This is a genomic window from Brucella sp. NBRC 12953 (assembly GCF_040369775.1).
In the GTDB taxonomy this organism is placed as follows: Bacteria; Pseudomonadota; Alphaproteobacteria; order Rhizobiales; family Rhizobiaceae; genus Brucella; species Brucella pseudogrignonensis.
Window position 1 is genome coordinate 42,391 of record NZ_BAABSV010000013.1, and the last position, 22,597, is coordinate 64,987.

The following is a 22,597-nucleotide window of genomic DNA, read 5'->3' on the forward strand; positions in this document are numbered from 1 at the left end:
CTGAAGGCGCAAGACCAGGAACCGTACGCTAGCAGACCAAATCGGACCGCTGCTCGATATGGGCTATGCTACTTGTTGATCACCATGAGGCTGATCGTCGACGCAAAGGAGATTGCCGTGCCCCTTTTTAACGAAGCAAGCAGAATATACGCGCCAGATGAAATTGATTTTCTTCGACGTTGCGTTGCGCTCGCTTCTGAAAAACTCGACAGCACGCAGCTCCAGGAGAGCCTGCTGGCCGAGCGCGTGCTTCGCCTTTATGAAAGCGGGCTACGGGACGCCGCAACCATCTCGGATCTTGCCAGCCGTCTTACCAGCAAAGGCAGCCAAACCAGCGATGCAAGCGCAGCAAATTGCAATGGCGCGCCTGCAGCCGACCGTCTCTGTAAATAAGCAGAGCGCTACAAAGCCCGGTTCAGATCAGACTCCAGCTGCATCCGGGCGCGACACAGCCGGCTTTTGATCGTGCCGATCGTACAGCCGGTTTGGGTGGCTGCATGCTCATAGCTCAGCCCGTGAAATACCACCATATCGATAACATTGCGGTGGCTGGCCGACAGCTTGGTATAAGCGCGACCGACATCCTGAAGTTCGATCGCCATTTCCTGCGGCGCATGAATCACTGGACCCGGTTCCTCGCCAAGCTGTGTTTCCCGACGCGCGCGTTTAAATCGACTGCAAAAGCTGTTCTTCATGATTGTGAACAACCAGGATTTCAGGGAACCATAAGGTTGATATTTGTCGCGGTTCTTCAGTGCCTTGACTAAGGTTTCCTGGACCAGGTCTTCAGCGTCAGCGGGCTGGCGACATAAAGATCGCGCAAACTGGGTGAGTGCCGGCAGAAGCCGCATCAACTCGTCGTCGAATTTAGGCTTTGATAACATCGTCTCTCTCCTGCCCCGCGAGAGATTCAAGCCGCGAACGCCGCTTTGGTTCCAGTACCCTCCGAAAGTGTACGGTAGCGTACGCGCCTGGCGCAGCAGACTGAACTGCCTTTCGGCTCAAAAATGATCGCGATAATTGCAAGGCTCAAAAAGGAACGAAGCCGGTGGGGTAGAGTTCGGGGTTTGAAACCCGGCCGGCCGTCGCCGGAAAAACCGGGCCTGGCACAATGCCGGAGCGCTAACAGAAATTGTGAGGTCACAGGATGCGGCCTGAAATCGGGATCACCAAGGGTAAGCTGCGCGCAGGAAGCATGCATCTTTGCATCGACATGCAGAGGCTGTTTGGTCCGGGCGCAGCCTGGCATGTCCCGTCCTCAGAAGCCGTGTTGCCCAATATTGTGCGGTTATGCGAGCGCTGCGCCGACAAAACAATCTTCACACGCTTCATTCCCCCGCAATCTGCCGACCACGCCTGCGGGACCTGGAAACGCTATTACCGCAAATGGCAAAACGTGACGCTCGAGCAACTGAACCCCGATCTGCTTGAGATTGTTGAAGCCTTGCAGCGTTTCGTGCCTCAGGCAACCGTTTTAGACAAGGCTGTTTACTCGCCGTGGACGCAAGGCGCGCTGCAAAAACTCCTCGACACGAAACCCATTCACACGGTCCTCGCCCCCTGTCGTCAGCGACTGGCCGAACAACTTTAACTGGCGACCACCCGAGAGGTCGTTGAGGCATGGTGACTGTCACGGACTGAGGCAAGATAAACATGCAATGCAACACACAGCTCATCATGCTGCGTTAGAAGGCTTTACCAATCCACCACCCTTGATGCTGCTCAACAGCGGGAGCATGTTTGAAATGAAAAACCTCTGTAGCGCGCTCAAAGCCTGACTGCTGCGCAACAAAGATAAATAACCACCGCGCCTTCAACCGCTTGCGGGCATCGGCACCGGGCTAAGCTGCAGTCTGCAGCCTCTAGCCTATTGCCAGGGATAGACATCGTCCCTTTGTTGGCTTGATCGCGAGCGCCCTACAATTGTCCCGGATTGACAGGTTGCGGGGGAATTTCGTCGGGCTGCGGGATATCAGGGGCGGGATCGGTCTGATCGGGAATGTCAGGACCCAACGGCTCTGGAAGAATATCCGGCTGCTGCTCCGGCACCGTGGCCGGCGGGACATCAGGAACTTCTGACGGCTTGCCCGGCGTCGAAGAATCAGAACGTTCAGGCAAAGAATGCGCGACGGCTTGGTTTTTCATGACTGGCTCCTCGGTTCATCGCTTTTCCAACCCGCCAGCAACCGCTTTGTTCCGCGAACCGATCAGCATCGCCCGCGCCGCAGCCTCAGAGTGTATAGCCGGACCAGCTTGCGCTCGGCAGCAGCAGGTACCCAACTCTCCCGATCAGGGATCAGGGATCAATGTAGCTCGCCACGCTGAGCTTGAACGCATGCGCGCGTGGATCATTTTTAAAGAACAACGCACCCGAAGATCGCGCCTCCGATGCGACATAGTCAAATGTCGTGGTCGCCTGTTCCGTTTGTCCTTGCTCCACATCCAGCACCCCAACCACGCGGACCTGCGCCGCGCTTGATTGGCTCAGATTGAACACCGTGAATGCAACCCGGTAGCCGTTCTTCACTGCTTCGGGTTCGCTGACCTCAACACGAAAATCGGCCTCATCTGCAGCATATTGGTAACTTTGATAGGCCAACCAGCCGAGCAGTACCAGGATGAGCAGACCCGAGAGAGCACCAGCAAGCCACTCGCTCCAGTGAACCCTGGCCATATCGGAGTTAGACTTTTTCGGATTTGTTTTCCTGTTCATTCTTTGCCTCCTAAAGCCAGTCGGGCTTTGTCTCATAAAACCAGTCGGGCGGATGCCGCACCAATCGCCGCCGGAAACGACAGCACAACAATCGTTGTCAGCATTTGCAATAAAGAAGCGTCATCCAGCCGTTCGAAGGTCCACAATGTGTAAGCACTGGTCGCAAAGGCCAGGATATAACCTGGCAAGGTGAAACGGATCAGCGAACTCCACCACGGTGCCCCTTCCTTCACCTGATGCCCGCCTTTGAAGTGAATGCTGTAGACGAAACCATGCATGATGGCGATCGATAGAAGCAGGATCAACACCGTCTGAACGGGTACAATCTTATAGGCGATCAGAATCATTTCCTCCGTGGGCGCAACATTCAAACCCAAGAACAGTGCTCCAACCACCATCATGAACAGCTCGTTGAAATAGCCGGACTCTCCATCATAGTCGCCCTCCTCTTGATCATTGTGTTCCGATCGCATGCCGAGCTGACTGCGCCCCAACAACGCGCCAATGCTGGCGGGGACGGCTTGCAGGGCAATCATCGCAACGCTGTGCCTGAGGGGTAAAGCGGGGTTCAAAAGACCAAAAAGCCAGAGGATCATCCCGCTCAGCACAATGCCGAGCGCAAAGGCAATCGCTGCATCGCGCAGCGTCTGCGGCCAGGTCGTCATCCGCTCGAAGCCGATCCGATAGGCGAGACCGATCAACAAAGGGATGTTCAACACGCACAGCAACAACAGCCGCAGCGGATTGGCATAAAGTCCCAATTCCCACATTTCCATCGTCATCAGCATCGGCAGTGCAAACAGCAAGGCACCGCCCAGACCGCGCGCGATACCGGTAAAGAAGTCGGGGTGGATATTGGAGGAACGACGTCGAGAAGTGGTACCCACGGCTAAACCCTCATCAAGACTAGCAGATAATGTCTCAAACCATGACGACCGCAACAGGTTCCCGCTTCGCCGAGGCCGGGCGCGACAATTCTGTTTGCTGCGATAAAGTTTTTTGGAACTTAAGCTCCATGCGGGAGTTCGGTAAGTGTAGATATTACATCACTGGAGAAAAACCATGAAAATCAGCGTTTTAGCGCTTGCTGGCGCTTTCCTTGTTGCGCCCTCGATTGCCTTTGCTCAGGACAGTGGTGCCACATCACCGGAAACTCCAGCTGTCGCAACCCCTGACAACAATAACCCGGACGCACCGGTGAAGGGTGCCAATAGTTTCACGGAAGATCAGGCCAAAACCCGTATTGAAGAGGCTGGTTATAAAGACGTCACCGCGCTGAAACTGCGCGACGATGGCATCTGGGAAGCGTCTGCGATGAAGGGTACCGAAAAGCTCGAAGTCCAGCTCGACTATCAGGGCAACGTCACCAAAAAGGCGATGTAATCCGGCTTTTGCGCCGTCTTGACAGATCAATTATAGGAACAGGGAGAAAAATATGCGCACTGTAACAGGACTTTTCGATAGTTATTCCGCAGCGCAGGACGCTGTTGCACGCCTGGAGAGCGCGGGCTTTCCGTCTGACGATATTTCGATCGTCTCCCATCACAATGAAAAGGAAAGCAATGCCGGTGCAGGCGCAGGTGTCGGCGCTGGCCTTGGTGCCGCTGTGGGTGGCGCAGGCGGCCTGCTGACAGGCCTCGGCGTAATGGCGATCCCTGGCGTGGGTCCGGTGGTCGCTGCGGGTTGGCTTGCAGCCACGCTGGCCGGTGCTGTAGGCGGAGCCGTTCTTGGCGGTGTCGCGGGTGGCCTGATCGGTGCACTCACAGAAAGCGGCGTTTCGGAAGAAGATGCCCATGTCTATGCCGAAAGCGTGCGCCGTGGCGGCACCTTGGTGACAGCGCGCGTTGAGGACGAACGCTACGCCGAAGCCGACGCTATTTTAGCTGGCACCAACAGAGTGGATGTGGCTACCCGTCGCAAGCTTTACACCGAAGAAGGCTGGCAGCGCTTTGATGCGGATGCCGATCCATATACTCCCGAGGAAGTCGAGCGCGAACGCAGTCGTTACCTCTAAGTCAAAAGAGCGGGTGAAAGCCCGCTCTTTTCTCAAGGGAAGAAGAGCATTCAATGTCCCTTTCTTCCTCGTTGCGAAAGGAAGACCATATGTCAGACAAACCGACGCTTCACGATCCCCGTACGCTTTATCCGGCGCCGCCGTTTCCGCAACAACGCCAGGCAAGGCCCGGCATTGCCGAAAAGATGCAACCCCCACCCGATCATGGTGAAGAGAGCTATCGCGGCAACAATCGTCTTGCGGGCCGACGCGCCTTGATCACCGGCGGCGATTCCGGCATCGGTCGCGCTGCGGCGATCGCTTTTGCCCGCGAAGGCGCCGATGTCGCCATTTCCTATCTTCCCGAGGAAGAGGAAGACGCGGAATCGGTCATCGCCCTGATTGGCGCGGAAGGCCGCAAAGCTGTTGCCTTGCCCGGCGATATCAGCGAAGAGACCTGGTGCCGTGAAATGGTCGAACAGGCAGCCCAACAGCTCGGTGGCCTCGACATTCTGGTCATCAATGCTGGTCGACAGCAGTTTCGCGACGATATTTCGGCGCTGTCCAGCGCAGATTTCGACAAAACCATGAAGACCAATCTCTATGCTTTGCACTGGATCGCGCAAACCGCGGCCCCGCTGCTCCCTGTTGGCGCCTCAGTCATCACCACCGCATCCATCCAGGCCTATCAGCCCTCGGAAATCCTGCTCGACTACGCAACGACCAAGGCCGGCATCGTCGCCTATACCAAGGCGCTCGCCAAGCAGTTTATAAAGCAGGGCATTCGGGTGAATGCCGTCGCCCCCGGTCCAGTGTGGACGGTGCTGCAACCCTCTGGCGGCCAACCCGACGAGAAGGTCATGCATTTTGGTGAAGACAGTGATTTCGGCCGGCCCGGCCAACCTGTCGAGCTCAGCCCTATCTATGTGTTTCTTGCCTCCAATGAAGCAAGCTTCATCAATGGCGAAATCTATGGCGCAACCGGTGGCAAGGGTATCGCCTGAAGGTTGCCGCGCAATGCACCCCGTTGAAATGAAGGGCTAGAACTGGGGGGTCCATGGAGCAACGATGTCCGGCCTGCCCTCTGCGACCGCTGCAGACTGCGATCGCCGCCGCGCTTCATGAAAGCACGCGGAACATTTGTTCGCGCAGCCGGCTCGGATTGCATAGCTCATCTGTGCTGCGCGCTCAGCCGTTCGCCCCTTAACCATTGGGACCGATCACCCGTTTGACGCAGCCGTCACTTATGACCCGAAGCCGTTGACAGGCTTCGGGTCCCTCCCCAAGGATCAGTTGCAACAGTGGCTAAATAGCGCTGCAAAAGCGTCTGTCCGGCTTTCAGATCCTTGCCCATCACGGCCCCAAGGGCGGTCGCGGTGAGACCTGACTGCAATGTCTCCATCACCCCGACAGGGCCACAGCCAACCACGCCACAGTCTGTCCCGGATCACAACTGAGCCGACATCGACGAAGGAAACCCGCAAATATTGCGCCTTGCCACCATGAAAACGTCGGTAAAGCTCCAGATGCTCAAATAATCCCGCCGTCGGATAGCCGATTTGCGTTGCCGGTATTTGCCTTTGGATTGCAGCGCTCACAAAGCGCATCAAGGACCAGCGGCGCACATCCGTCACCGCCGCAGGAAAGGGTAAAGGGGACGACAATGCGGTCGCCGTCCTTTAATTTGCGGGTTGCCTTACCGACCTCCACCACCTCACCCCTGGTCTGGTGGTCCCTCATGTCACCCGCGTGCATAACTGGGACAAAGCCGCCGTAAAGATGCATGTCAGAGCCATGAATCGCACAGCTTGTCACCCTGATGATCGCATCACCATCTTCAATGATGGGATTGTCGACCTCCTCACGGCGTATATCGCCAGTGCCGTGCCAGGTGAGCGCCTTTGTAAGTCTGTCCCTTGCGACGATTGGTTTGCTGAACGCCGGCACGATTTTCAGCCCGAGGCTCGGCCCTCCTCGCTACCATTGCCATGTTTCATCAGCCGGAGCTGTGAGACGGCCAACTGCTCGTTTGAGTCTGGCGGGTTCGACAATTGTGCTCGCTTTGGGAACAAGGGTCAGAAAGCAGGGTTCGGTGTGCGAGATCATCCGCAAAACAGTAGGGTCCCTTCATGCGCTATCGCGATATCAATCCCCCGGATGGCTGGGGCGAAACGCCCGATCCGGGCGTCGCCGCCGATCCATCCAGCACGATGTTTCTGTTCGCCCTGCTGCCACACGAAGGTGCGCAATCGCAGGATCGCGCACCATTGACAGGCGGGCGACTGGTTGCCGCAAAATCTGCCGCCGATGCAAGACTGGTGGCCGCGCAATCCGAGTCCCAGAAGAAAACCCGCCAGATCCAAAAGGCAGCTGTCACCCAAATGTCTGCCTTTCGCGACGAAAGGCTTTATCGCGTCGAGCAGCTCGATACACGGCCGGTCGAGGCAGAGGGCGGTGTGATTGCCTTCGAGTTTGATGAGCAATGCCGGTCGTTTCTCTCCATCCCGAGATCGCAGCGCTAGATAAGGCCTATAGACTATCCGAATGCCAAGCGTGCTGGTTTCGGTTTTGTCGTTTAAGTTTTTGAGCCGGAAACACATGTTTTCCTGCAATTTTTTCGTTCCAGAGATATTTTTACCCAGAGATATTTTTATGGTGCCGCCACACCTCGCAATGACAAAGCGCTTGCACGCCAAGACTTCAGCAAAAGCCAGTCTCGCCCCTGACGGATGCAACAGCCATGGTAAGGCAAAATCTGTTGCAGATCATTGTCACGATCTCAACGGTTCGCCGATCAAGGACGGGTGTCTGTTGCGCTATGGCTTTGCGCGCGGGTTCGACGGACCCGAAAACGCTGTAGCCTCGCCCGCAGGGGACGCCGGGCGGCCGGCAAATCGGCCGACCCGCCCGACAATTCACAGTTTGACAGCCCGTTCACGGGCCCACAGCCGCAGCTTGCCGCAGGCCGTATAAAATGTGCTGAGCTGCGCCTCATCCTCGAGCAGGATCAGGCCGTCATCCAGATCCGGATCGATGCCAGCACGCTCAAGCAACGGCAATGCGCCCTTGGTAAATCCAATGAATTTGCAATGCGCAAACGCATCAGCCACAAAATCGCGCGCCGTCGCTTCGCCACACAGTCGCTCGGCGGCCGGTTGCGAAAGCACAAGGGCCACCGCGTCAAACAGCACCGAGGGTCCACCATCAATCATATAATCGGCGCTTATGAAACCGCCATCGCGGGCCTCAACCCCGCCAACCCGCGGCGCGACGACCTCAACCATGGCGCTCATGCCTTCAAACTGCGCTCTGAGCCCGTTCAACAGATCTCCATCGCTTCCCGGGCCGACCAGCACCCCGAGTTTGCGGCCGGCGAAGTCAGCAGGGCCGTTTTGCAAAATGCTGAGTGCCGGTGACGCTGGAAGATCCTGCCGCGGCGTGATGGCAACATCCGCCGGGGCCGGCAGAGCCTGCATGCCAAGCTTGTCCGCCACATTGGTCGCCAGTCCCTCATCAATATTGAAAAGGTGTGACACCATCCGCTCACGGATCGCCACGGTCTCGCAGCGGCTCAATTCAAATGTCAGCGCTGCGGCAATATGATGTTGTTCCGTTTCGGTCTGGCTGATGAAAAACTGGCGCGCCTGACTGTAATGATCAGCAAAACTTTCCGGCCGAAGACGCTGCTTGCTACCGCTTTCCTCGGCTTCAAAGCTGGTAAAGCCGGTCTGTGGATCTTCCCGTGGCTCCTCCTGCCACGAATTGGGCTGATAATTGACCCGACCCACCGGGTTGCGCATCGCCATGTGTCCATCCTGCTGAAAATGATGAAACGGACATTTGGGGGCATTGATCGGCAAATGCGTGAAATTCGTGCTGCCCAACCGCTTGAGTTGGGTGTCGAGATAGGAGAAATTGCGGCCCTGAAGCAGCGGGTCATTGGAAAAATCGATCCCAGGCGGCACATTCTGGGTCATGAATGCAACCTGCTCGGTTTCAGCGAAGAAATTATCCACCATGCGATCAAGAACAAGCCGGCCAACCGGTATCGGTGCAAGGACTTCTTCCGGGATAAGCTTGGTGGGATCAAGCACATCGAAATCGAAATTGTCGGCAAATTCCTGATCGAAGATTTGCAGATTGAGTTCCCATTCCGGGAAATCGCCAGCCTGAATGGCATTCCACAGGTCGCGACGATGAAAATCCGGATCAGCCCCGTTGATCTTGACCGCCTCATTCCACATCACCGATTGCAGGCCAAGCTTTGGCTTCCAGATGAATTTGACGAATGTCGATTCGCCTTTCGCGTTGACCAGGCGGAACGTATGCACCCCAAATCCTTCCATGAAACGGAAGGACCGCGGAATTGCACGATCCGACATCACCCACATGATCATGTGCATGGCTTCCGGCGTAAGACTGATGAAATCCCAAAAATTGTCATGCGCCGACTGTGCCTGCGGAAAGCCGCGGTCCGGTTCCGGCTTCACCGCGTGAATAATGTCGGGGAATTTGATGGCATCCTGAATGAAGAACACCGGGATATTGTTGCCCACAAGGTCCCAGTTTCCTTCTTTTGTATAAAATTTGACCGCGAAGCCGCGGACATCCCGCGCCAGGTCAAACGAGCCTTTTGAGCCGGCAACAGTGGAAAAGCGGACAAAGACCGGGGTCTTTTCTCCCGCGCGCTGGAAAATGTCCGCCCGCGTATAGGCTGCCAGCGACGCATAATTCTCAAAATAGCCATGCGCGCCATAGCCACGGGCATGAACCACACGCTCTGGAATGCGCTCATGATCAAAGTGAAAGATTTTCTCCCTGAAATGAAAATCCTCCATCAGAACCGGGCCTTTTGCTCCGATCTTGAGACTGTTCTGATCGTCTGCGATCGGAACGCCCTGCGCTGTTGTTAGGCGCGCCTTTCCGTCATCAGCGGTTTGATGAAGCTCTCCTCCTGCCCCTCTTGCAAGCTGCTGGTCATGAATTCTGGCGGTTGCTGGCTGGTTTTTTTTGGCTGGCATCGCTCGTCTCCCTTGAAGATTCTGCGCGCCTAACCAGCCGATCGGTTCAAAGTTCCCGGCTCTCACAGTCAAACCGCCAGTCTTTTTCTCTCTCCGACCAGGGTTTGATGGTGCTCGGGCATCGTTGCAGGCCTGCAGCACCGACTTGGAAACATTTTTGAGCCTGGCTGGTTGGGAAAGCCGCGACGGTGTCAACGCATAGCCGGAGCGAGAGAACTAGCAATTGCTGCACCACCGGCTGAGGATCAGACTCGGTCGTTTGCCTGCTGAAGCCATTCATGCCGCGCTAAGGCCGCCGTGTCCCAATATCCAACAAAGGATCAACCATGACCAGCCCATCGCAAAAGCCGCTCAAAGCACTGGCGCTTAATGCAACGTTGAAGACATCTCAGCAGCAGTCCTCGACGAAGCGTTTGCTGTCTTATGTCGAGAGCGAACTGCGTCCGTTCGGCGTTTTAACCGAACATGTCCTGCTGTCCGCCTTCAACATCGCGCCCGGTGTGCAGCCGGATGAAGCTGGCGACGATGAATGGCCGCAGCTGCGCCAAAAGATTATCGAGGCCGACATTGTTTTGATAGGCACGCCGATCTGGCTGGGCCAGCCATCCAGGGTCTGCAAACGGGCTTTGGAACGGATGGACGCATTCCTATCGGAAACCGATGGCAAAAATCGGATGCCTTCTTACGGGCGCGTTGCAGCGGTCGCGGTGGTGGGTAACGAAGACGGGGCACATCACGTGTCGGCCGAGCTGCTTCAGGCCCTCAATGATGTCGGCTTCACCGTCCCCGCAAACGCGGTTACCTACTGGGTCAGTGAGGCGATGCAATCAACCAATTTCGTTGATCTTTCAGAAATACCTGACGCCGTGGTGAACGCCACCAAATTGTTGGTGAGCAATTGCGTGCATCTTGCAGCTGCTTTGCGCGCGCAACCCTATCCCGGCTTCCACTCGCCCTGCGACCCGTCGCTTCTGCGCGCCAGGATGCGGTCTTAAGCTTTGCTATGCTTTGCACCCGTGGCTTGATGCGAAACCAAGCGATGGCGACCGATGCGCGGCAAGCTTTTGTCATCGCAGAGCGCAAACAAGCGCACGCGCTTTCGTAAGGCCGAGGGTTTCGATGTTCCGGCACCGCAATGGCGAAGGCTAAACGGCGGGGCACAGCTACGCGCCGCAAAATGGGCCGCTGCGATCGAAGATCAACAATAGCGCTCGAACGTCACCGGCTTTATCTGCGCGAGGATAGCGGTGACTTTAGCCGGCTGACATAAGGACTATCGGCAAGCCAAAACCGCCAGGCGACATCCTGTCCGCGGCTGATCCCGATGCGTGGACCAGCTTCGATGCTATCGGCTGGCTTTGAGCGGACCAAATCAAAAGGGATTTGAGACAGCGATGCGCCATCGAGCTGGTCGGTCACCGCGAGTGCCTGGGCGAGCTTTGCAGGGCCTGAACACAGATCCACAAGGGCGATCCGCCGACGGCGTTGCTGCATCGCCGCAACGCCGCGTAAAGGCGCGAGAGCACGCAAGAGAACCGCAGAACCGTCCAAACAAACGACGTTCAAGCACCAGTGCAAGCCGTAAATTCGGTAAACATAGGCACAAGCCGGCGGACCAAACATCGATCGGTTTCGGCGGTTCTGTCCGCGGAAGCTGTGCGAAGCCGGATCAAACCGGTTATAGGCTTCCGTTTCGACTATTGTTCCACCGATCCCATCGATAAAAAGCTGCCATCCAAGCAGCTCCGGAGCCACGATGCTCGCATCGCGTGCGAAAAAAGCGTCAAAAAAATTCTGGTTTTCTTCCGTCACACAAAGTCCTGGCTGCGATCGCTTCATTGCTATCGGGCTGTCGACATTCAGCGCACCAACCCTATCGCTGTTGCTTTGCAACTGCAATGCTCTGAAAACGTCTGGGAACAAACCCGTTCAGCGGCGGTTGGGGTGTTTAAAGCCTGCCGAGCACGCGCCAGACACCAGAACTGCCACACGAACTGGCACAAGAACTGGTCGCCGGATACCTTCGAGGCCTTATCGGCATAGCCAGGGTCTGAAGCTGCAGGCAATTTGCAACATATCCCGGACAGGAAGGAAGCCAGAAATGCCCGCAAAATCAAAAGCCCAACAACAAGCAGCCGGGGCTGCTCTTGCTGCCAAGCGCGGCGACAAGCCGAAGCGTGAATTGCGCGGGGCCTCCAAACAGATGGAGGATTCGATGAGTGAAAAGCAACTCAAAGAGCTCGCTTCAAGCAAACAAAAAGGAAAGCCTGCTCACAAATCCTGAGCCGCGCGGCGCGGCGCAGACCGATCTGCCTTGCGGGGTATGCGCGTGCCTCGTGACAGCCTTGCCCTTGCCGGCTCTCTGGTTGTTGCAGGAACAATGGGCAGCGGCGCTGAGAAGCCTGCATGCGTCTCAACAGCGCCAATGAGCTGCTGACGCTGAATCCTTCTCAGCAAGGGCGTTTGGTTTCAGTGCGGTGCACAGGACGATGCTTAGTTCTGTCTTTTCTTCACACCGTGTTCCCGGCAAGCCTTGGCGTCCTTGCCGGGCGCGCATTTCCGCTGCTTTTGCGCCCGGAACTCCCTCTCTTTGTCCTTCTCACGTTGCGTTTTTGGCGAGCTGTCGCTGTCGGGCTGCACGGGTTTGTGCGGCGTGGAGGACGATGTCCCCGGCACCTCGGGCTCCTGCCCCCCCGATTGATTGGGCGATCCGGATTCCTGGGCGAAAACTGCGCCAGAAAAGGAAAGAAGTGTCGCCATGGTGATCACAGTCATGATCGAGCCGGAATTGGTCGCTTTCATCGTCTCAGCCTCTCTTCTCAACCCTCTCTGCGCTAACCAAACATCTTCGAAATTGTTCCCGCAGAAAAAGGCCCGTCGCAGACCTGCTCTTAGCAAAGGTAAAACGGCGGCGTCTGGCGGAATGCAGCTCCTTCCCCTCATCCTGCTGCCATCCTGGTGCCTGAGGGCCTCCTCGATGTGCCATCCCGCCCCTGTTTCCGCGCCAATATGCCTCTCGCGCTCGACGTCCAGAGACCGGTCGGGAGCACGACGACCGCCGCTCAACTGGCCCCGAATACCAGGAAAAGCAAGGCCCCAACCAGGATTGGAACCACAACAACTGCGGCAGCCAACAGCGCGCCATTCAGTCGCCTGCGGATCGATGGCTTTTTGAAGAAGGCATGATCTTGCGATGAACGCACGCATTGATACAGCACCAGATAGGAAAGAATGGCCACAAGACCCAAGCTCCATGCGGCTGCACCTTTGGGCGTCGGGTTTCCTGGAACGCCCAAAATCCACGGCAACAGCAGCAAACCACAAATAAAGGCCAGCAAACCTGACATGTGTCGTTTCAGGAAAGGTCCCATAAAGTTCAACATCCAGCTGCATTGCCCATCTTTGATGGCTTATCAAACGATCATCGGAAAGGAAAGTCCGCCCGCATTCCGTGCCTGAAGACACCCCATCAAGAGAACAACCGCATTTGCTTGGACCGACCATCGCGGGCGCCTTTTTACCCCGCGATTTTTACCGTGCGGTGACCTGCCTCTCCTTATAAGGGTCCTTGAAACTTTCTCCCGCATTCCGAGTTAATTGACGGGAGGAAGGAACAATGGGTTGGTTCATTGCAGCGCTCTCCACAGCGCTCGTCGTGTTGATTGTATTCATGGTGATTTCGGAGCAGCGGCGTAGATGATGATTTTCGACGTGACAGTCTCAGATCAGAGCTTGCTTGTCGCCGGGGCGATTATTGCCACCGCTCTCGCGTGCTTTTTGCTGTGGTGGTTACCCCATTGATGGCAGGTTGACCCGTCAAGCAGCAAACGCTTGCGATGGCCCTCTGGCCTTGCCGCCCGCTGCCGCCTGGCAAGCTGTGAACGAACGCTCGATCACCAAGTCCGTTAGACGGTTTTATCAAGCGCCAACCTGGGTGTTTGAAAGCCTATATGGCCGCGCAAGTTCAGCCGTTTGCGTCGGACGGCCAGACGAAATCACGTTTGTTGTTTGCAGCTTATCGCGGAAATCCCTATCTTCTCTTAAAAAGGTTTGTGCGACCCGGGAGAGAAATGCCAAGATTTTTGCTCATAGGAACTGCTTTGATGGCAATGCTGCCAACACCGGCCCCGGCAGCAACTGATGGCGAAGTGGTGACCGAACTGGCGAGCAAATGCCTCACCTTACCGCAGGATCCCACCTACCGCCGCGCTTCTGCAACGTTTGAAGTGAGCTACGACGCAAGCGGCAAACTTGTCCGCATTATTACGGTCGAGTTTCAACCGGTGCGCAAGGCAGGGGAAGCGTTCGCAGTTGCAGCGCAGGATGCGATTGTGCAATGTGCGGCTCAGACGCGTGTCCAGTCGCGGACCATTCGCGTGGTGTTGCGCTACACCGAGCAAAGCGCCGACGGTCCTCTGATCATGAAAAAGCCGTTGCGCTAGCCAACGCGATCTTTGCGCACAGCGAATGACACTCATTCGTTCAATTGAGAGCCGGCCATTGCGCTTGCTTGCGTGATGGCGCTATCGATGCGCCTGAATTGTGTAAACCGCGATCAAGATCGCTGCCATCATCGCCGAGCGGCGCCCCTCTGATCGGCATGGCACGCAAATCGTTGCCACCCGGCCAAGCAGGCTGACAAGGCGCTCCCTTGAGCGTTGCGGTGCCAATGCTTGTTGGGCGAACGAATAGCCAGCCTTATTTTGGCGATCGTTTCTTGACAGGGCGATCATCCTCCTTATCTCACTCGTCATTCACATTCCGTGGATTGGAGGGACTTCATATGCGTAAAATTGGACTGTGCTTGATTGCACTGATGGCAATCTCCGGATGTACATCAACCGAAAAGGATCTCAGCGTGGGAACAGTCGCTGGTGCCGCAATTGGCGGTATTGCTGGTGGCGGCCGCGGCGCGCTGATTGGGGCTGGTGCCGGCGCAGTCGGAGGGCTTCTCGTGCGCAATCTGCGCAATGGCAACTGCCAATATCGTGATCGTCACGGTCGTATCTACACGGCACGCTGCCGCTAGACCCTGCTGGGCGGACTCAAGGCTCCGCCCATTTTTCCGTTATTTGTTCCGTCACTTTTTCATGTGCTTTTTCATTGTGGCCTGACAGCTTCATCCGTCCGTGCATTGACACCCGACCCGGCCGTTTCCCCACCACAGACCATTGTCTTTCGAGCCCGACTGCTCAGCCGAGCACCAGTGAGCGGTTCGTGCTGGGTTTCCACGCAACCCCGCTGCCTGGCTTGGCGCTGCTTTTCTTGCCGCCATTTTGAAACCAAATGCATCCGCATACGTTGTCATCGTGCATCGCAGTTTCGCCTGCACATCAATAATCTTACAAGGAAGTGTCTCAATGGCAAACGAACCAGAAAACACGGTCGCCAATCAAATCAGCGAACTTCGTAGCCAGCTGAGCAGTCTGTCATCGCAGCTGGCCGATCGTCTGGGAACTGCAACCGACAAGGCTGACAATGCGCTCTCCTCCGCCTCGTCCGCCTTTGATGATGTCGCTTCGAGTGCACGCTATCACGGTGAACGGGTGCTGAATGCGGCCCGCGAAAATCCCGGCGCGACAACCGCCACCCTCGCCACCGTCGGTATTATCGGTGTTCTGGCGGGCATGTTGCTGGGTCGATGCCGTCGCTAGAACCGGCACTAACTTCTATCCATATTGAGCGGGCGGGAGGCACGCGCCAAAGCGCGACTTCCCGCCCTTGCTTTGTAAAGCCGGAGCCGGCTTCGACCTCCAATATCTGATGTTGGCCTCGCCGAGGCGATGACCCCAAACCAATCCCCTCGACGCCCACAAAAATGAAGCAGCAGCGCCGCTCATGCATGGATGCAGAGCGGCAAGCGGTGTTTTGCGGCGCGCCGCTAATGCGCGGCCGACCGGCCAGAGCTCTGCTGTGGCACCCAGAGAATCTTGCTTGCGTCCACATTCAAATCGCGCGCGACCCTGATAGCTTCGTTCTTGAGGCTTTGCGTTAATTTGGACTGTCGAGACAACACCCAGAAATACTTGCCGGGATTGGGACCCACGACAATGGCCCATTGATAATCCTCGTCGAGCGCAACAATATTGTAGCCGCCATAAAAGGGCGGAAAGAACGAGACCTTCAGGGCTCCGACATCCTTGCCCTCAACGAATTTCGCCTTCCCTACCGCTTCACGATGTTTGCCCTTGGCCGGATCGTAACCAGCATTGACGACCTTGATCGTGCCGTCCCGGTTGAGCGTATAGTGGGCTGTTGTGTCGGTCATCCCGCGTTCAAAGCGGTTCTCAATGCGGCCAAGCTCATACCATTTGCCCAGATAGCGGGTGGAATCAAAATGACGAACCGGCGTTATGCCCGCCTGCCGTGTCAGCGACTTGGCGTAACCCGCGCAACCGACCAGAGCAACCAGAGACGCCACCGCGATTAGTCTGAGTTTCATAGTGCCACCTTTTGTCTTTCTCTGAGCGCTAGATAGCGTTGGCGGTTCGGGTTTCAATATGTCTTTCTTGCGCTATGTCCTGTGTCTGCATCCCGCTTTCCCGGAGACTTGTTCAGCGCCGTCTTCCCCTCGGAGCAGGTGCGCATTGGACGATCGGAGCTTTTCGCAAACAACCCCTTCTCTCAGGTTCACCGGCCATAACCTCGCCGTTGTTGCGGATGCATCGCCAGACAGGACAACGTGCTGCGTCTCTTGTTGAGATTGCCAGGTTTGCAGAAGGTCTGCGGCGGGGTGGTTTGCCAACCACAGCCGTGCACAGCGGCCCTCACCCCCGCTCAACAGGCTTCTCCGAGCACGCGAGGCGTGTCGCTACCCCATTGATCAGCAAGCGTCAAACAGTATTTGTGAGCGCCACCAGGGGCTTTCCTTCCCCCTGCAAACGCCATGGAACACTCCAACTCGCTCGCGATTAGTTGGGATGTTTTTTCGGCGGGCTCTCGGCATAGTGTGGCCGCAAATTTCAGAGAGATCGCTTTATGAATTCTTTCCTCAAATCCTTGCCCGCCGCGATAGCCGTTTCTGTGCTGATTGCAGGGGGATCTGCGCAGGCCTGCAACACAGATATTCTCATCGTCAAAGACTGGTCAATCGTCCCGGCAGGAGCCCACACTGCGCGTCTCGCCACGATTATTCAGTCCAATGCCGCCCAAAAAATTACCGTTTTGAACGCATCCATTGTCTTCGAAGATGCCGCAGGAGACATGTTGTTCTCCTCCTATATTGATCGGGGTTTGACAGTTGCACCGCACGAGACCCATGGATTTCAAGCGACCATTACCGAGATGGAAACGCTCTACCACCTGCGCAAGCAAGTCAAAGCCAGCGTCTGCCTGCGTTCCGTGAAATATGGTGACGGGCGGCAACAAAGCTTCGACTGATATCAGCAGGCGCACCCTTTTGGCGCCGGCGCAGTCAGGCCCTCTCCAGCGCCCACAGCCCTCATAGGGTTGTGGTTAGCGATTCAATCCCCTGTCAGCGCCCCTGGGGCGACCGGCTTTGCGACATCATTCAACCGGACCGATACAAACCGAAAAGAGAATAGGGATGACATCGACAGAACAGTTGCATCAACAGATGATCTTCAATCTGGTGGCGCGCGTGGAGGCGACCGAAAAACTCGCTTGTGCAGCCATTGCGATCCTGTGCGAATTACGCGGAACCGCGCCCCTTGAGGTGCAGCAAAGCCTCGATGAATTGTTCAAGCAGTTCGCACAACAAAAAGCGGAAGGCGCCCAAGGAGAAACACCGGTTCAGATTGCCAAATGGCTGAGAAACCGCGAGCAGGAGCACCTCGCGATGGATCGTCTGAAAATCGATGCACAGATTGCAGCCTTCGCGTTCTTTCCAAAGGCTGCCAGCACAAGCCAGTGAAAGCACGGTGGTGTGGCTGACTCAGGGTGGTGTTGCTGAAACCTTGCTTCAGGAAAACACCCTATTAGAAGCAATCAGGGGCGATAAAATGCCAATTCAAGTATTCACTTATATTATTGTTTCATCATATTTAATGCATCCATGTTCAATATTGAATAATGTATAGTAATACTCTATGATGTTCTGGCGCACTTCTTCATGGATGGAGCGCAGACTGCACTACCCTCCTCCGGCAAGGTTGGAAAGCGATAATTACCCAATTCTCTCCCCTTCCAACCTTGCCACTCCCGTTTTGATCGGCAGATCGGGATTTGACGCGATGCCCGGAGCCGGTGCCGCCGCTTATGGCCTGGACTTCAGGGCCATTTGGTCAAGTCTGGTCTTTCCCCTATTGGAGCCGAAACGCTGCTTGCCGTCCCATAGCAACAGCACTTCTTGGCTTCTGCACATGATGGCTGCGGCCAGACTCAACAAACACCTCAACAAACATCTCAACAAACACCTCAACAAACACCCACCCCGTAAGCCGCAGGGTTGAATCCAAAACCCACTGCGCGTAAATTGGGAGGGCAAATACTTTTTCTTTTCTGTTGCAGGATTGAAGCGACCCTATGAAATTCCCCGGCAAACGTTTGATCATCGAGTATAAGAATCGTCGTGCGCGCAAGAATGTGAAATCACTGTGGGGGGATATCAACATCAAGGAAATCGCGCGCGCCGTCGACGATGACACGACGATGCCCGCCGCTCAGAAGTCCGAACTGCCAGCCGCACAACTCCCAGAAGCCGCCCGCCCAGCGGACAAGACCAACAACACGCCAACGAATAAGGTAACGGGGAAGGTCACGGGCGACCAACCGGCCGCCGCAAGGACGAGCGGTCGTATCCTGTCGACGGTGCAAGAGCCGAATTCCGACGCCGCACGTCAAGTGCAGCATCCGACGCAATCAAAGCAAGCGCCGGTTTTACAACGCCCGAAAGCTTCACAGAATCCGAAAGGCTCTGAGCCGAGCAACAAGCCGACAGAGCCAACGCCAAGCCCTGAAACGCTGAAGCCTTTTGCGCTTGAGCCTTCTCAAGCCGCTGCCGATGCGCCGACCTCGGCGCCCGTTGCAACCAAGCACGAGGGTCGTGCTCGGAAGGCACTGGTCGAGCCTTCGATCCTGCAACAAGCCGCAGCCGTCGCGCAAACACCGTCGCATGGATCAGGTCCTGCGCCGGCGCCGTCCCATGAAGGCCGTGCAACCCAACCCGCTGCAACCTCGCTCCCGCGACGCATGAAGCCTGCGCGCGCCGGCAAATTGCCTGCTGCAACCCATCTGCATTCTTCAAAGCCACAGCCGGCGCCGCGGTCCAACGCGCCCGACAGGCTTTTTTATCACCGACCCGCGCCGGGGCCAGATGATCTTGCAGCGCTTGAAAGCGAGAATAACCACCTCAAACAATTGTTGGCAAAGAAGCTGCGGGCCGAGAATACGCGGTTGGAAAAAATGATCGTGCGGGCGATCAGTCCAATCGATAAGGCATGAGCCTTCGCATCCCGAAAAGTGTGAAACGGTTTTCGGACAACGATGCGCGTGAAAACAGATCATTAGAGCGCCGATCTGATCCAATCAGATCGAAACGCGCTTGAGCTGCGCTTTCTTGCCAATGGGTGCAGCATTGCGACGTTACCGTGGCAACGGTCGCTTGACTTGGTCAGACTATCCTTTACGCCGGCCGCTCAAATGCCTATCCGTCGCGGCTGGCAGCGCGCCGTTGTCATGAAAGTCGGACTATGCCGCAGCTCACCCATGTCTACCGATCGCGCCCTACGGCCAATGACATCCGACGCAGCAGGACGCAAACGATAACACCGTCACATTTGCTTATAACACCGCTTCCAACAAGCGATCAGCTTCTTTACTCATCAAGTTTCAGGTGGCAGCCGGCGCTTCGCAGATCGCCTTCAGCCCCTGCATCGTATCGGGCAAGCCGGCATTGATCTTTCTGCCGATCAATAGCTTAAACAGAAACGCACACGGTCCCTTGAACTGAACCCAATGGTTGGCAATGGTTGCGGTGCCGGCTTTTTCCAGACGATGCCCGAAATACATCGTGCAGAAGGGCAACTTGCTTTCAACCACGAAGGCACTATTCTTCTCATATTCGCTGATGCGGATTTTGGCCTTCGGACCCTTGCTTGGCTTCAGCCAGCCCTCCGAGCCCAAGCGAAGACCATCCGGCAAAGATACCGCCGCGCATTCCTTGTCCCAGACGGGCCAGGATTGGATATTCTGGTAATAGGAGAAAACAACGGCGCGCGACGCTGCAATTCTAATAGAATAAAACATTATGAAGACCTAATATTATAAATATAGAGACTTGATACTGCTTGCACGCCTAAAGTTCAAGCAATATTCCCTTGTTGTGCCGCCGGGGATGCAAACCAGCGCCCAATAGCTGCGCTTTTAAACTCCAAGACAAGCGACATGCTTTGCTGGCTGCAGCGCGCGCTGTTCCTGTTGCGTGGACAGCGCCGCATTAACAAGCCGATAGCGAAGAAAGCACCGTTTAAGCCTGTTGCACAAAGGCGCGCTTTTGAGCGTTATCAAAGCAAAAGCATTTTGATCGATCCGGCTTTGCCTGCTGAAGTCGATCAGATGTCTTTGAGACTCACCAGACGCGCCAGCCGAATATCGGCCTGCAGACCACTCCCATAAGGGGGAACTCCAAAGGTGATCGCGGCCGCGAGCCGTCCTGCAGCATCCGCCGCAATCGCCAGCCCAAGGCCGGTGCCATCGGGCCGGTTCGATCCCGGGATGCGGAAGAACCGCTGAAACACCGCCTCGGCATGCTGAGCGGGGATGCCGGGCCCGGTATCGCAGACCCGTACCAACCAAGTGTCGGCGCTGTCGCGACTGATCATCACCTGGATCTGGCCGGAAGTGGGGGAATATTTGACGGCATTTTCAAATATATTCTCCAGCAGCAGGCGTAACAGCGATTCATCGGTTTCCACCCAGGCCTTCTCGCAGCCCGACAGCACCACATCCTGCGCCTTGGTCCTGATCGTCTCACCGAGATCCGCAAGGATCGACGCGGCAACGTCATAGAGATTGACCGTGCTGATCGACAGGTCCTGGTGGTTCACGCGCCCGGACTGCAACAACTGCTCGATAAGACGGAGCGCCTTGTCATTGCTGCGGACAAGATTGGTGATAATCATCGTCCGCTCCGTTTCATGCTCCGCTTGCTGAAGCATCTGAAGCAGCAGCCGCAGGCTGGCCTGAGGCGTCCGCAGCTGATGGGCGACATGATCGGCAAACTGGCGTTCGGCGGTCAATGAGCGATCAAGCTTGCTTAAAAGCACATTGACCGATTCCCCAAATGGCAACAGATCGCGCGGCAATGTCTCGGTGGTTATCCGCGACAGGTCATCGGGCGAACGGTTGCGGATTTGCCGGACAAAGCCATGCACCGTACCCAGCCCTTTCTGGATTCCGATCCAGATCAGCAGGGTGATGATCGGGATCAGCACGATCAGCGGCAGGATCAGATTGAGCAGGATCTTGGCGACGAGATGACGGCGCAGCATCGTCTTCTCGGCCACTTCGATGATCACCGGTGCCGTGGCAATCTTGAGCGTATAGACACGCCAAGGCTTGCCATCATAGATCACCGTTGACAGCCCGAGCACGGACATCGACTGATCCGGCTTGAACGCGCTGGCGGAGATGATCGCAAGATGATCGGATTTCCACACCCGGAACATCCGCGCATCCTCGAAATCCTTCAGATTGCTGTTGAGGGCCATCTGATCGCCCATGGTCAGATCCGGATCATTGAACTGGCGTGGCGGATCAAAGTCGTTCTTGCGAATGTAATTTTGCAGGATGCTCCACAGCGTGTTTGCATCGGTGATCAGCTGCGCGTCATAGATACGGTTGATTTCATAGGTGGCGCTTTGGAATGCCAGATGTCCAATGGCAAGCAGAGCCAGAAGGATCGTCGGGGCAACCCGGATGATCAGCGACCAGGCGAGCGTCGGCTTCTTCATCGCTCGATCATGTAGCCGACACCGCGCATCGTGGTGATGCGCTCAGCACCCAGTTTCTTGCGCAAATTATAGATGATGACCTCGGTCGTATTGCTCTCCACGCCGGCATCGGCGCTGTAAAGCGCATATTCAATGTCTCTTTTGGTGACAAAACGCCCGGCACGCTCCATCAGCAGTTTGAGAACCCGAAACTCCTTGGCGGGCAGGGCGACGGTCTGGTTGCCAAGCCGCGCGATCATCGCGCCGGTATCGACTTCGAGGCTCTGGCATCTCAGAATGGTTTCGATCCGTCCCTCCTGGCGTCGCAGAAGCGCTCGGATGCGGGCCAGCAATTCCTCCAGATCAAACGGCTTGACCAGATAGTCGTCTGCGCCTGCATCGAGCCCCTCAACGCGTTGCGCGGCGAGATCCCGCGCCGTCAACAGCAAGACCGGTATATTGCGCCCGGTGAGACGCAGGCTGCGCAGCACCGCAATGCCATCAATATCGGGCAGGTTCACATCGAGGATGACCAGGCTGAAATCCAGCACCTGCATGGCTTGCAGCGCCGATTCCCCATCCTGCATCCAGTCAATGCCATAGGAGCGCTTTTCCAGCGCCGTCGATAAGGCCTGACCGAGCACCAGGTCATCTTCAACAAGCAATATTCGCACGTCTTTTCATATCCCGATTTCCAGATCCCGACCCCATCGTCGGCGCGAGACTGCGGTTGCGCAGGAAGACAGCAAGCCGCCGGCTTGAATGAGCTGATGCGTGCCGCGGTTGCGACCAGGTCGACAGGCCTGCCACCCCTGTCTATCGCGCGGTTCGCCGTGATCCCGAGCGGCATTGGTGCGGGGCGCAGCCATTTATAAGGCCACCCCATCGACACATTCATGCCACTCCAACAAGGATGAACGGTTTCCGCCATGGAAGCCATCGCAACTTTGGGCCACAACTTTGTTGCTCCTATCAACTT

General features: G+C 56.4%; 28 protein-coding genes. 14 read left to right on the forward strand and 14 right to left on the reverse strand.

The genetic code is table 11. The annotated features are described in order from the left end of the window. Positions 1-72 precede the first annotated feature (72 nt). The gene (locus ABWV94_RS22085; protein WP_353415352.1) at positions 73-393 is read left to right on the forward strand and encodes a hypothetical protein; all 321 of its coding nucleotides are present in this window, start codon (positions 73-75) and stop codon (positions 391-393) included. 8 nt (positions 394-401) lie between these two features. Here ABWV94_RS22085 and ABWV94_RS22090 read toward each other — a convergent pair whose 3' ends face one another. Then, the gene (locus tag ABWV94_RS22090; RefSeq protein WP_113496513.1) at positions 402-884 is read right to left on the reverse strand and encodes a sigma-70 family RNA polymerase sigma factor; all 483 of its coding nucleotides are present in this window, start codon (positions 882-884) and stop codon (positions 402-404) included. Positions 885-1,147: 263 nt separating this feature from the next. On the opposite strand from ABWV94_RS22090, the gene ABWV94_RS22095 reads away from it, so the two are divergent. Then, entirely contained in the window at positions 1,148-1,591 is a 444-nt protein-coding gene (locus tag ABWV94_RS22095) for a cysteine hydrolase family protein (RefSeq protein WP_353415353.1), read from the forward strand. A 326-nt stretch (positions 1,592-1,917) separates the two neighbouring features. Here the strand turns inward: ABWV94_RS22095 and ABWV94_RS22100 are convergent, their stop codons facing one another. From ABWV94_RS22100 to ABWV94_RS22110, 3 genes are all read right to left on the reverse strand, one after another. Continuing rightward, the gene (locus tag ABWV94_RS22100) at positions 1,918-2,145 is read right to left on the reverse strand and encodes a hypothetical protein (protein WP_113496515.1); all 228 of its coding nucleotides are present in this window, start codon (positions 2,143-2,145) and stop codon (positions 1,918-1,920) included. A 151-nt stretch (positions 2,146-2,296) separates the two neighbouring features. Then, positions 2,297-2,713: a TIGR02588 family protein gene (locus ABWV94_RS22105; protein WP_353415354.1), complete on the reverse strand. Its 417-nt coding sequence runs from the start codon at positions 2,711-2,713 to the stop codon at positions 2,297-2,299. A 32-nt stretch (positions 2,714-2,745) separates the two neighbouring features. Further along, entirely contained in the window at positions 2,746-3,600 is an 855-nt protein-coding gene (locus ABWV94_RS22110; protein WP_353415384.1) for a TIGR02587 family membrane protein, read from the reverse strand. A 175-nt stretch (positions 3,601-3,775) separates the two neighbouring features. Between ABWV94_RS22110 and ABWV94_RS22115 the strand changes: the two genes are divergently transcribed. The 3 genes from ABWV94_RS22115 to ABWV94_RS22125 all read left to right on the forward strand — a co-directional run bounded on the left by ABWV94_RS22115 (position 3,776) and on the right by ABWV94_RS22125 (position 5,710). Continuing rightward, complete coding sequence (locus ABWV94_RS22115) at positions 3,776-4,096, forward strand: PepSY domain-containing protein (RefSeq protein WP_113496518.1); 321 nt, start codon at positions 3,776-3,778, stop codon at positions 4,094-4,096. Between the two features lie 52 nt (positions 4,097-4,148). Continuing rightward, positions 4,149-4,727 (forward strand): general stress protein, encoded by a 579-nt coding sequence (locus tag ABWV94_RS22120; RefSeq protein ID WP_353415355.1) that lies wholly within the window; start codon positions 4,149-4,151, stop codon positions 4,725-4,727. 89 nt (positions 4,728-4,816) lie between these two features. Then, a complete protein-coding gene (locus ABWV94_RS22125) occupies positions 4,817-5,710 on the forward strand; it encodes an SDR family oxidoreductase (protein WP_353415356.1) in 894 nt (297 codons plus the stop codon). 236 nt (positions 5,711-5,946) lie between these two features. Here ABWV94_RS22125 and ABWV94_RS22130 read toward each other — a convergent pair whose 3' ends face one another. Both ABWV94_RS22130 and ABWV94_RS22135 read right to left on the reverse strand, forming a co-directional pair. Then, on the reverse strand, positions 5,947-6,135 hold the full coding sequence (locus ABWV94_RS22130) for a hypothetical protein (RefSeq protein WP_353415357.1): 189 nt from the start codon (positions 6,133-6,135) through the stop codon (positions 5,947-5,949). Positions 6,136-6,236: 101 nt separating this feature from the next. After that, positions 6,237-6,653: an alcohol dehydrogenase catalytic domain-containing protein gene (locus ABWV94_RS22135; RefSeq protein WP_353415358.1), complete on the reverse strand. Its 417-nt coding sequence runs from the start codon at positions 6,651-6,653 to the stop codon at positions 6,237-6,239. 182 nt (positions 6,654-6,835) lie between these two features. Here ABWV94_RS22135 and ABWV94_RS22140 point away from each other — a divergent pair, with 182 nt between their 5' ends. Further along, a complete protein-coding gene (locus ABWV94_RS22140; RefSeq protein ID WP_353415359.1) occupies positions 6,836-7,228 on the forward strand; it encodes a hypothetical protein in 393 nt (130 codons plus the stop codon). Between the two features lie 393 nt (positions 7,229-7,621). Here ABWV94_RS22140 and katE read toward each other — a convergent pair whose 3' ends face one another. Next, a complete protein-coding gene (gene katE, locus ABWV94_RS22145) occupies positions 7,622-9,727 on the reverse strand; it encodes a catalase (protein WP_353415360.1) in 2,106 nt (701 codons plus the stop codon). Between the two features lie 326 nt (positions 9,728-10,053). On the opposite strand from katE, the gene ABWV94_RS22150 reads away from it, so the two are divergent. Next, complete coding sequence (locus ABWV94_RS22150; protein ID WP_353415361.1) at positions 10,054-10,722, forward strand: flavodoxin family protein; 669 nt, start codon at positions 10,054-10,056, stop codon at positions 10,720-10,722. Between the two features lie 232 nt (positions 10,723-10,954). On the opposite strand, the gene ABWV94_RS22155 is transcribed toward ABWV94_RS22150, so the two are convergent. Next, the gene (locus ABWV94_RS22155; protein ID WP_353415362.1) at positions 10,955-11,539 is read right to left on the reverse strand and encodes a DNA-3-methyladenine glycosylase; all 585 of its coding nucleotides are present in this window, start codon (positions 11,537-11,539) and stop codon (positions 10,955-10,957) included. A gap of 289 nt (positions 11,540-11,828) precedes the next feature. On the opposite strand from ABWV94_RS22155, the gene ABWV94_RS22160 reads away from it, so the two are divergent. Beyond that, positions 11,829-12,011 carry a DUF3008 family protein gene (locus ABWV94_RS22160; protein ID WP_353415363.1) on the forward strand — a complete coding sequence of 61 codons (183 nt, stop codon included), beginning with the start codon at positions 11,829-11,831 and terminating at the stop codon, positions 12,009-12,011. Between the two features lie 209 nt (positions 12,012-12,220). On the opposite strand, the gene ABWV94_RS22165 is transcribed toward ABWV94_RS22160, so the two are convergent. Both ABWV94_RS22165 and ABWV94_RS22170 read right to left on the reverse strand, forming a co-directional pair. Then, on the reverse strand, positions 12,221-12,529 hold the full coding sequence (locus tag ABWV94_RS22165) for a hypothetical protein (RefSeq protein WP_162761650.1): 309 nt from the start codon (positions 12,527-12,529) through the stop codon (positions 12,221-12,223). 260 nt (positions 12,530-12,789) lie between these two features. Further along, positions 12,790-13,074, reverse strand: a complete 285-nt coding sequence (locus tag ABWV94_RS22170) for a hypothetical protein (RefSeq protein WP_353415364.1) — start codon at positions 13,072-13,074, stop codon at positions 12,790-12,792. A 756-nt stretch (positions 13,075-13,830) separates the two neighbouring features. On the opposite strand from ABWV94_RS22170, the gene ABWV94_RS22175 reads away from it, so the two are divergent. The 3 genes from ABWV94_RS22175 to ABWV94_RS22185 all read left to right on the forward strand — a co-directional run bounded on the left by ABWV94_RS22175 (position 13,831) and on the right by ABWV94_RS22185 (position 15,381). Continuing rightward, a complete protein-coding gene (locus ABWV94_RS22175; RefSeq protein ID WP_353415365.1) occupies positions 13,831-14,169 on the forward strand; it encodes a hypothetical protein in 339 nt (112 codons plus the stop codon). Positions 14,170-14,510: 341 nt separating this feature from the next. After that, a complete protein-coding gene (locus ABWV94_RS22180; RefSeq protein WP_112814727.1) occupies positions 14,511-14,756 on the forward strand; it encodes a YMGG-like glycine zipper-containing protein in 246 nt (81 codons plus the stop codon). Positions 14,757-15,087: 331 nt separating this feature from the next. Then, on the forward strand, positions 15,088-15,381 hold the full coding sequence (locus ABWV94_RS22185) for a hypothetical protein (protein ID WP_113490675.1): 294 nt from the start codon (positions 15,088-15,090) through the stop codon (positions 15,379-15,381). Between the two features lie 227 nt (positions 15,382-15,608). Here ABWV94_RS22185 and ABWV94_RS22190 read toward each other — a convergent pair whose 3' ends face one another. Further along, positions 15,609-16,169 carry a lipocalin family protein gene (locus ABWV94_RS22190; RefSeq protein ID WP_353415366.1) on the reverse strand — a complete coding sequence of 187 codons (561 nt, stop codon included), beginning with the start codon at positions 16,167-16,169 and terminating at the stop codon, positions 15,609-15,611. Positions 16,170-16,705: 536 nt separating this feature from the next. Between ABWV94_RS22190 and ABWV94_RS22195 the strand changes: the two genes are divergently transcribed. The 3 genes from ABWV94_RS22195 to ABWV94_RS22205 all read left to right on the forward strand — a co-directional run bounded on the left by ABWV94_RS22195 (position 16,706) and on the right by ABWV94_RS22205 (position 19,129). Next, positions 16,706-17,107 carry a hypothetical protein gene (locus tag ABWV94_RS22195; protein ID WP_113496529.1) on the forward strand — a complete coding sequence of 134 codons (402 nt, stop codon included), beginning with the start codon at positions 16,706-16,708 and terminating at the stop codon, positions 17,105-17,107. Between the two features lie 166 nt (positions 17,108-17,273). Further along, positions 17,274-17,600, forward strand: coding sequence for a hypothetical protein (locus ABWV94_RS22200; protein WP_353415367.1), 327 nt, complete (start codon positions 17,274-17,276; stop codon positions 17,598-17,600). Between the two features lie 611 nt (positions 17,601-18,211). Next, entirely contained in the window at positions 18,212-19,129 is a 918-nt protein-coding gene (locus ABWV94_RS22205) for a hypothetical protein (protein ID WP_353415369.1), read from the forward strand. Positions 19,130-19,516: 387 nt separating this feature from the next. Here ABWV94_RS22205 and ABWV94_RS22210 read toward each other — a convergent pair whose 3' ends face one another. The 3 genes from ABWV94_RS22210 to ABWV94_RS22220 form a co-directional block, all read right to left on the reverse strand. Then, on the reverse strand, positions 19,517-19,933 hold the full coding sequence (locus ABWV94_RS22210; protein WP_353415370.1) for an SRPBCC family protein: 417 nt from the start codon (positions 19,931-19,933) through the stop codon (positions 19,517-19,519). A 305-nt stretch (positions 19,934-20,238) separates the two neighbouring features. After that, on the reverse strand, positions 20,239-21,639 hold the full coding sequence (locus ABWV94_RS22215) for a sensor histidine kinase (RefSeq protein WP_353415371.1): 1,401 nt from the start codon (positions 21,637-21,639) through the stop codon (positions 20,239-20,241). Beyond that, entirely contained in the window at positions 21,636-22,292 is a 657-nt protein-coding gene (locus tag ABWV94_RS22220; protein WP_353415372.1) for a response regulator, read from the reverse strand. Before ABWV94_RS22220 ends, ABWV94_RS22215 begins: the two co-directional genes overlap by 4 nt. Positions 22,293-22,597 lie beyond the last annotated feature (305 nt).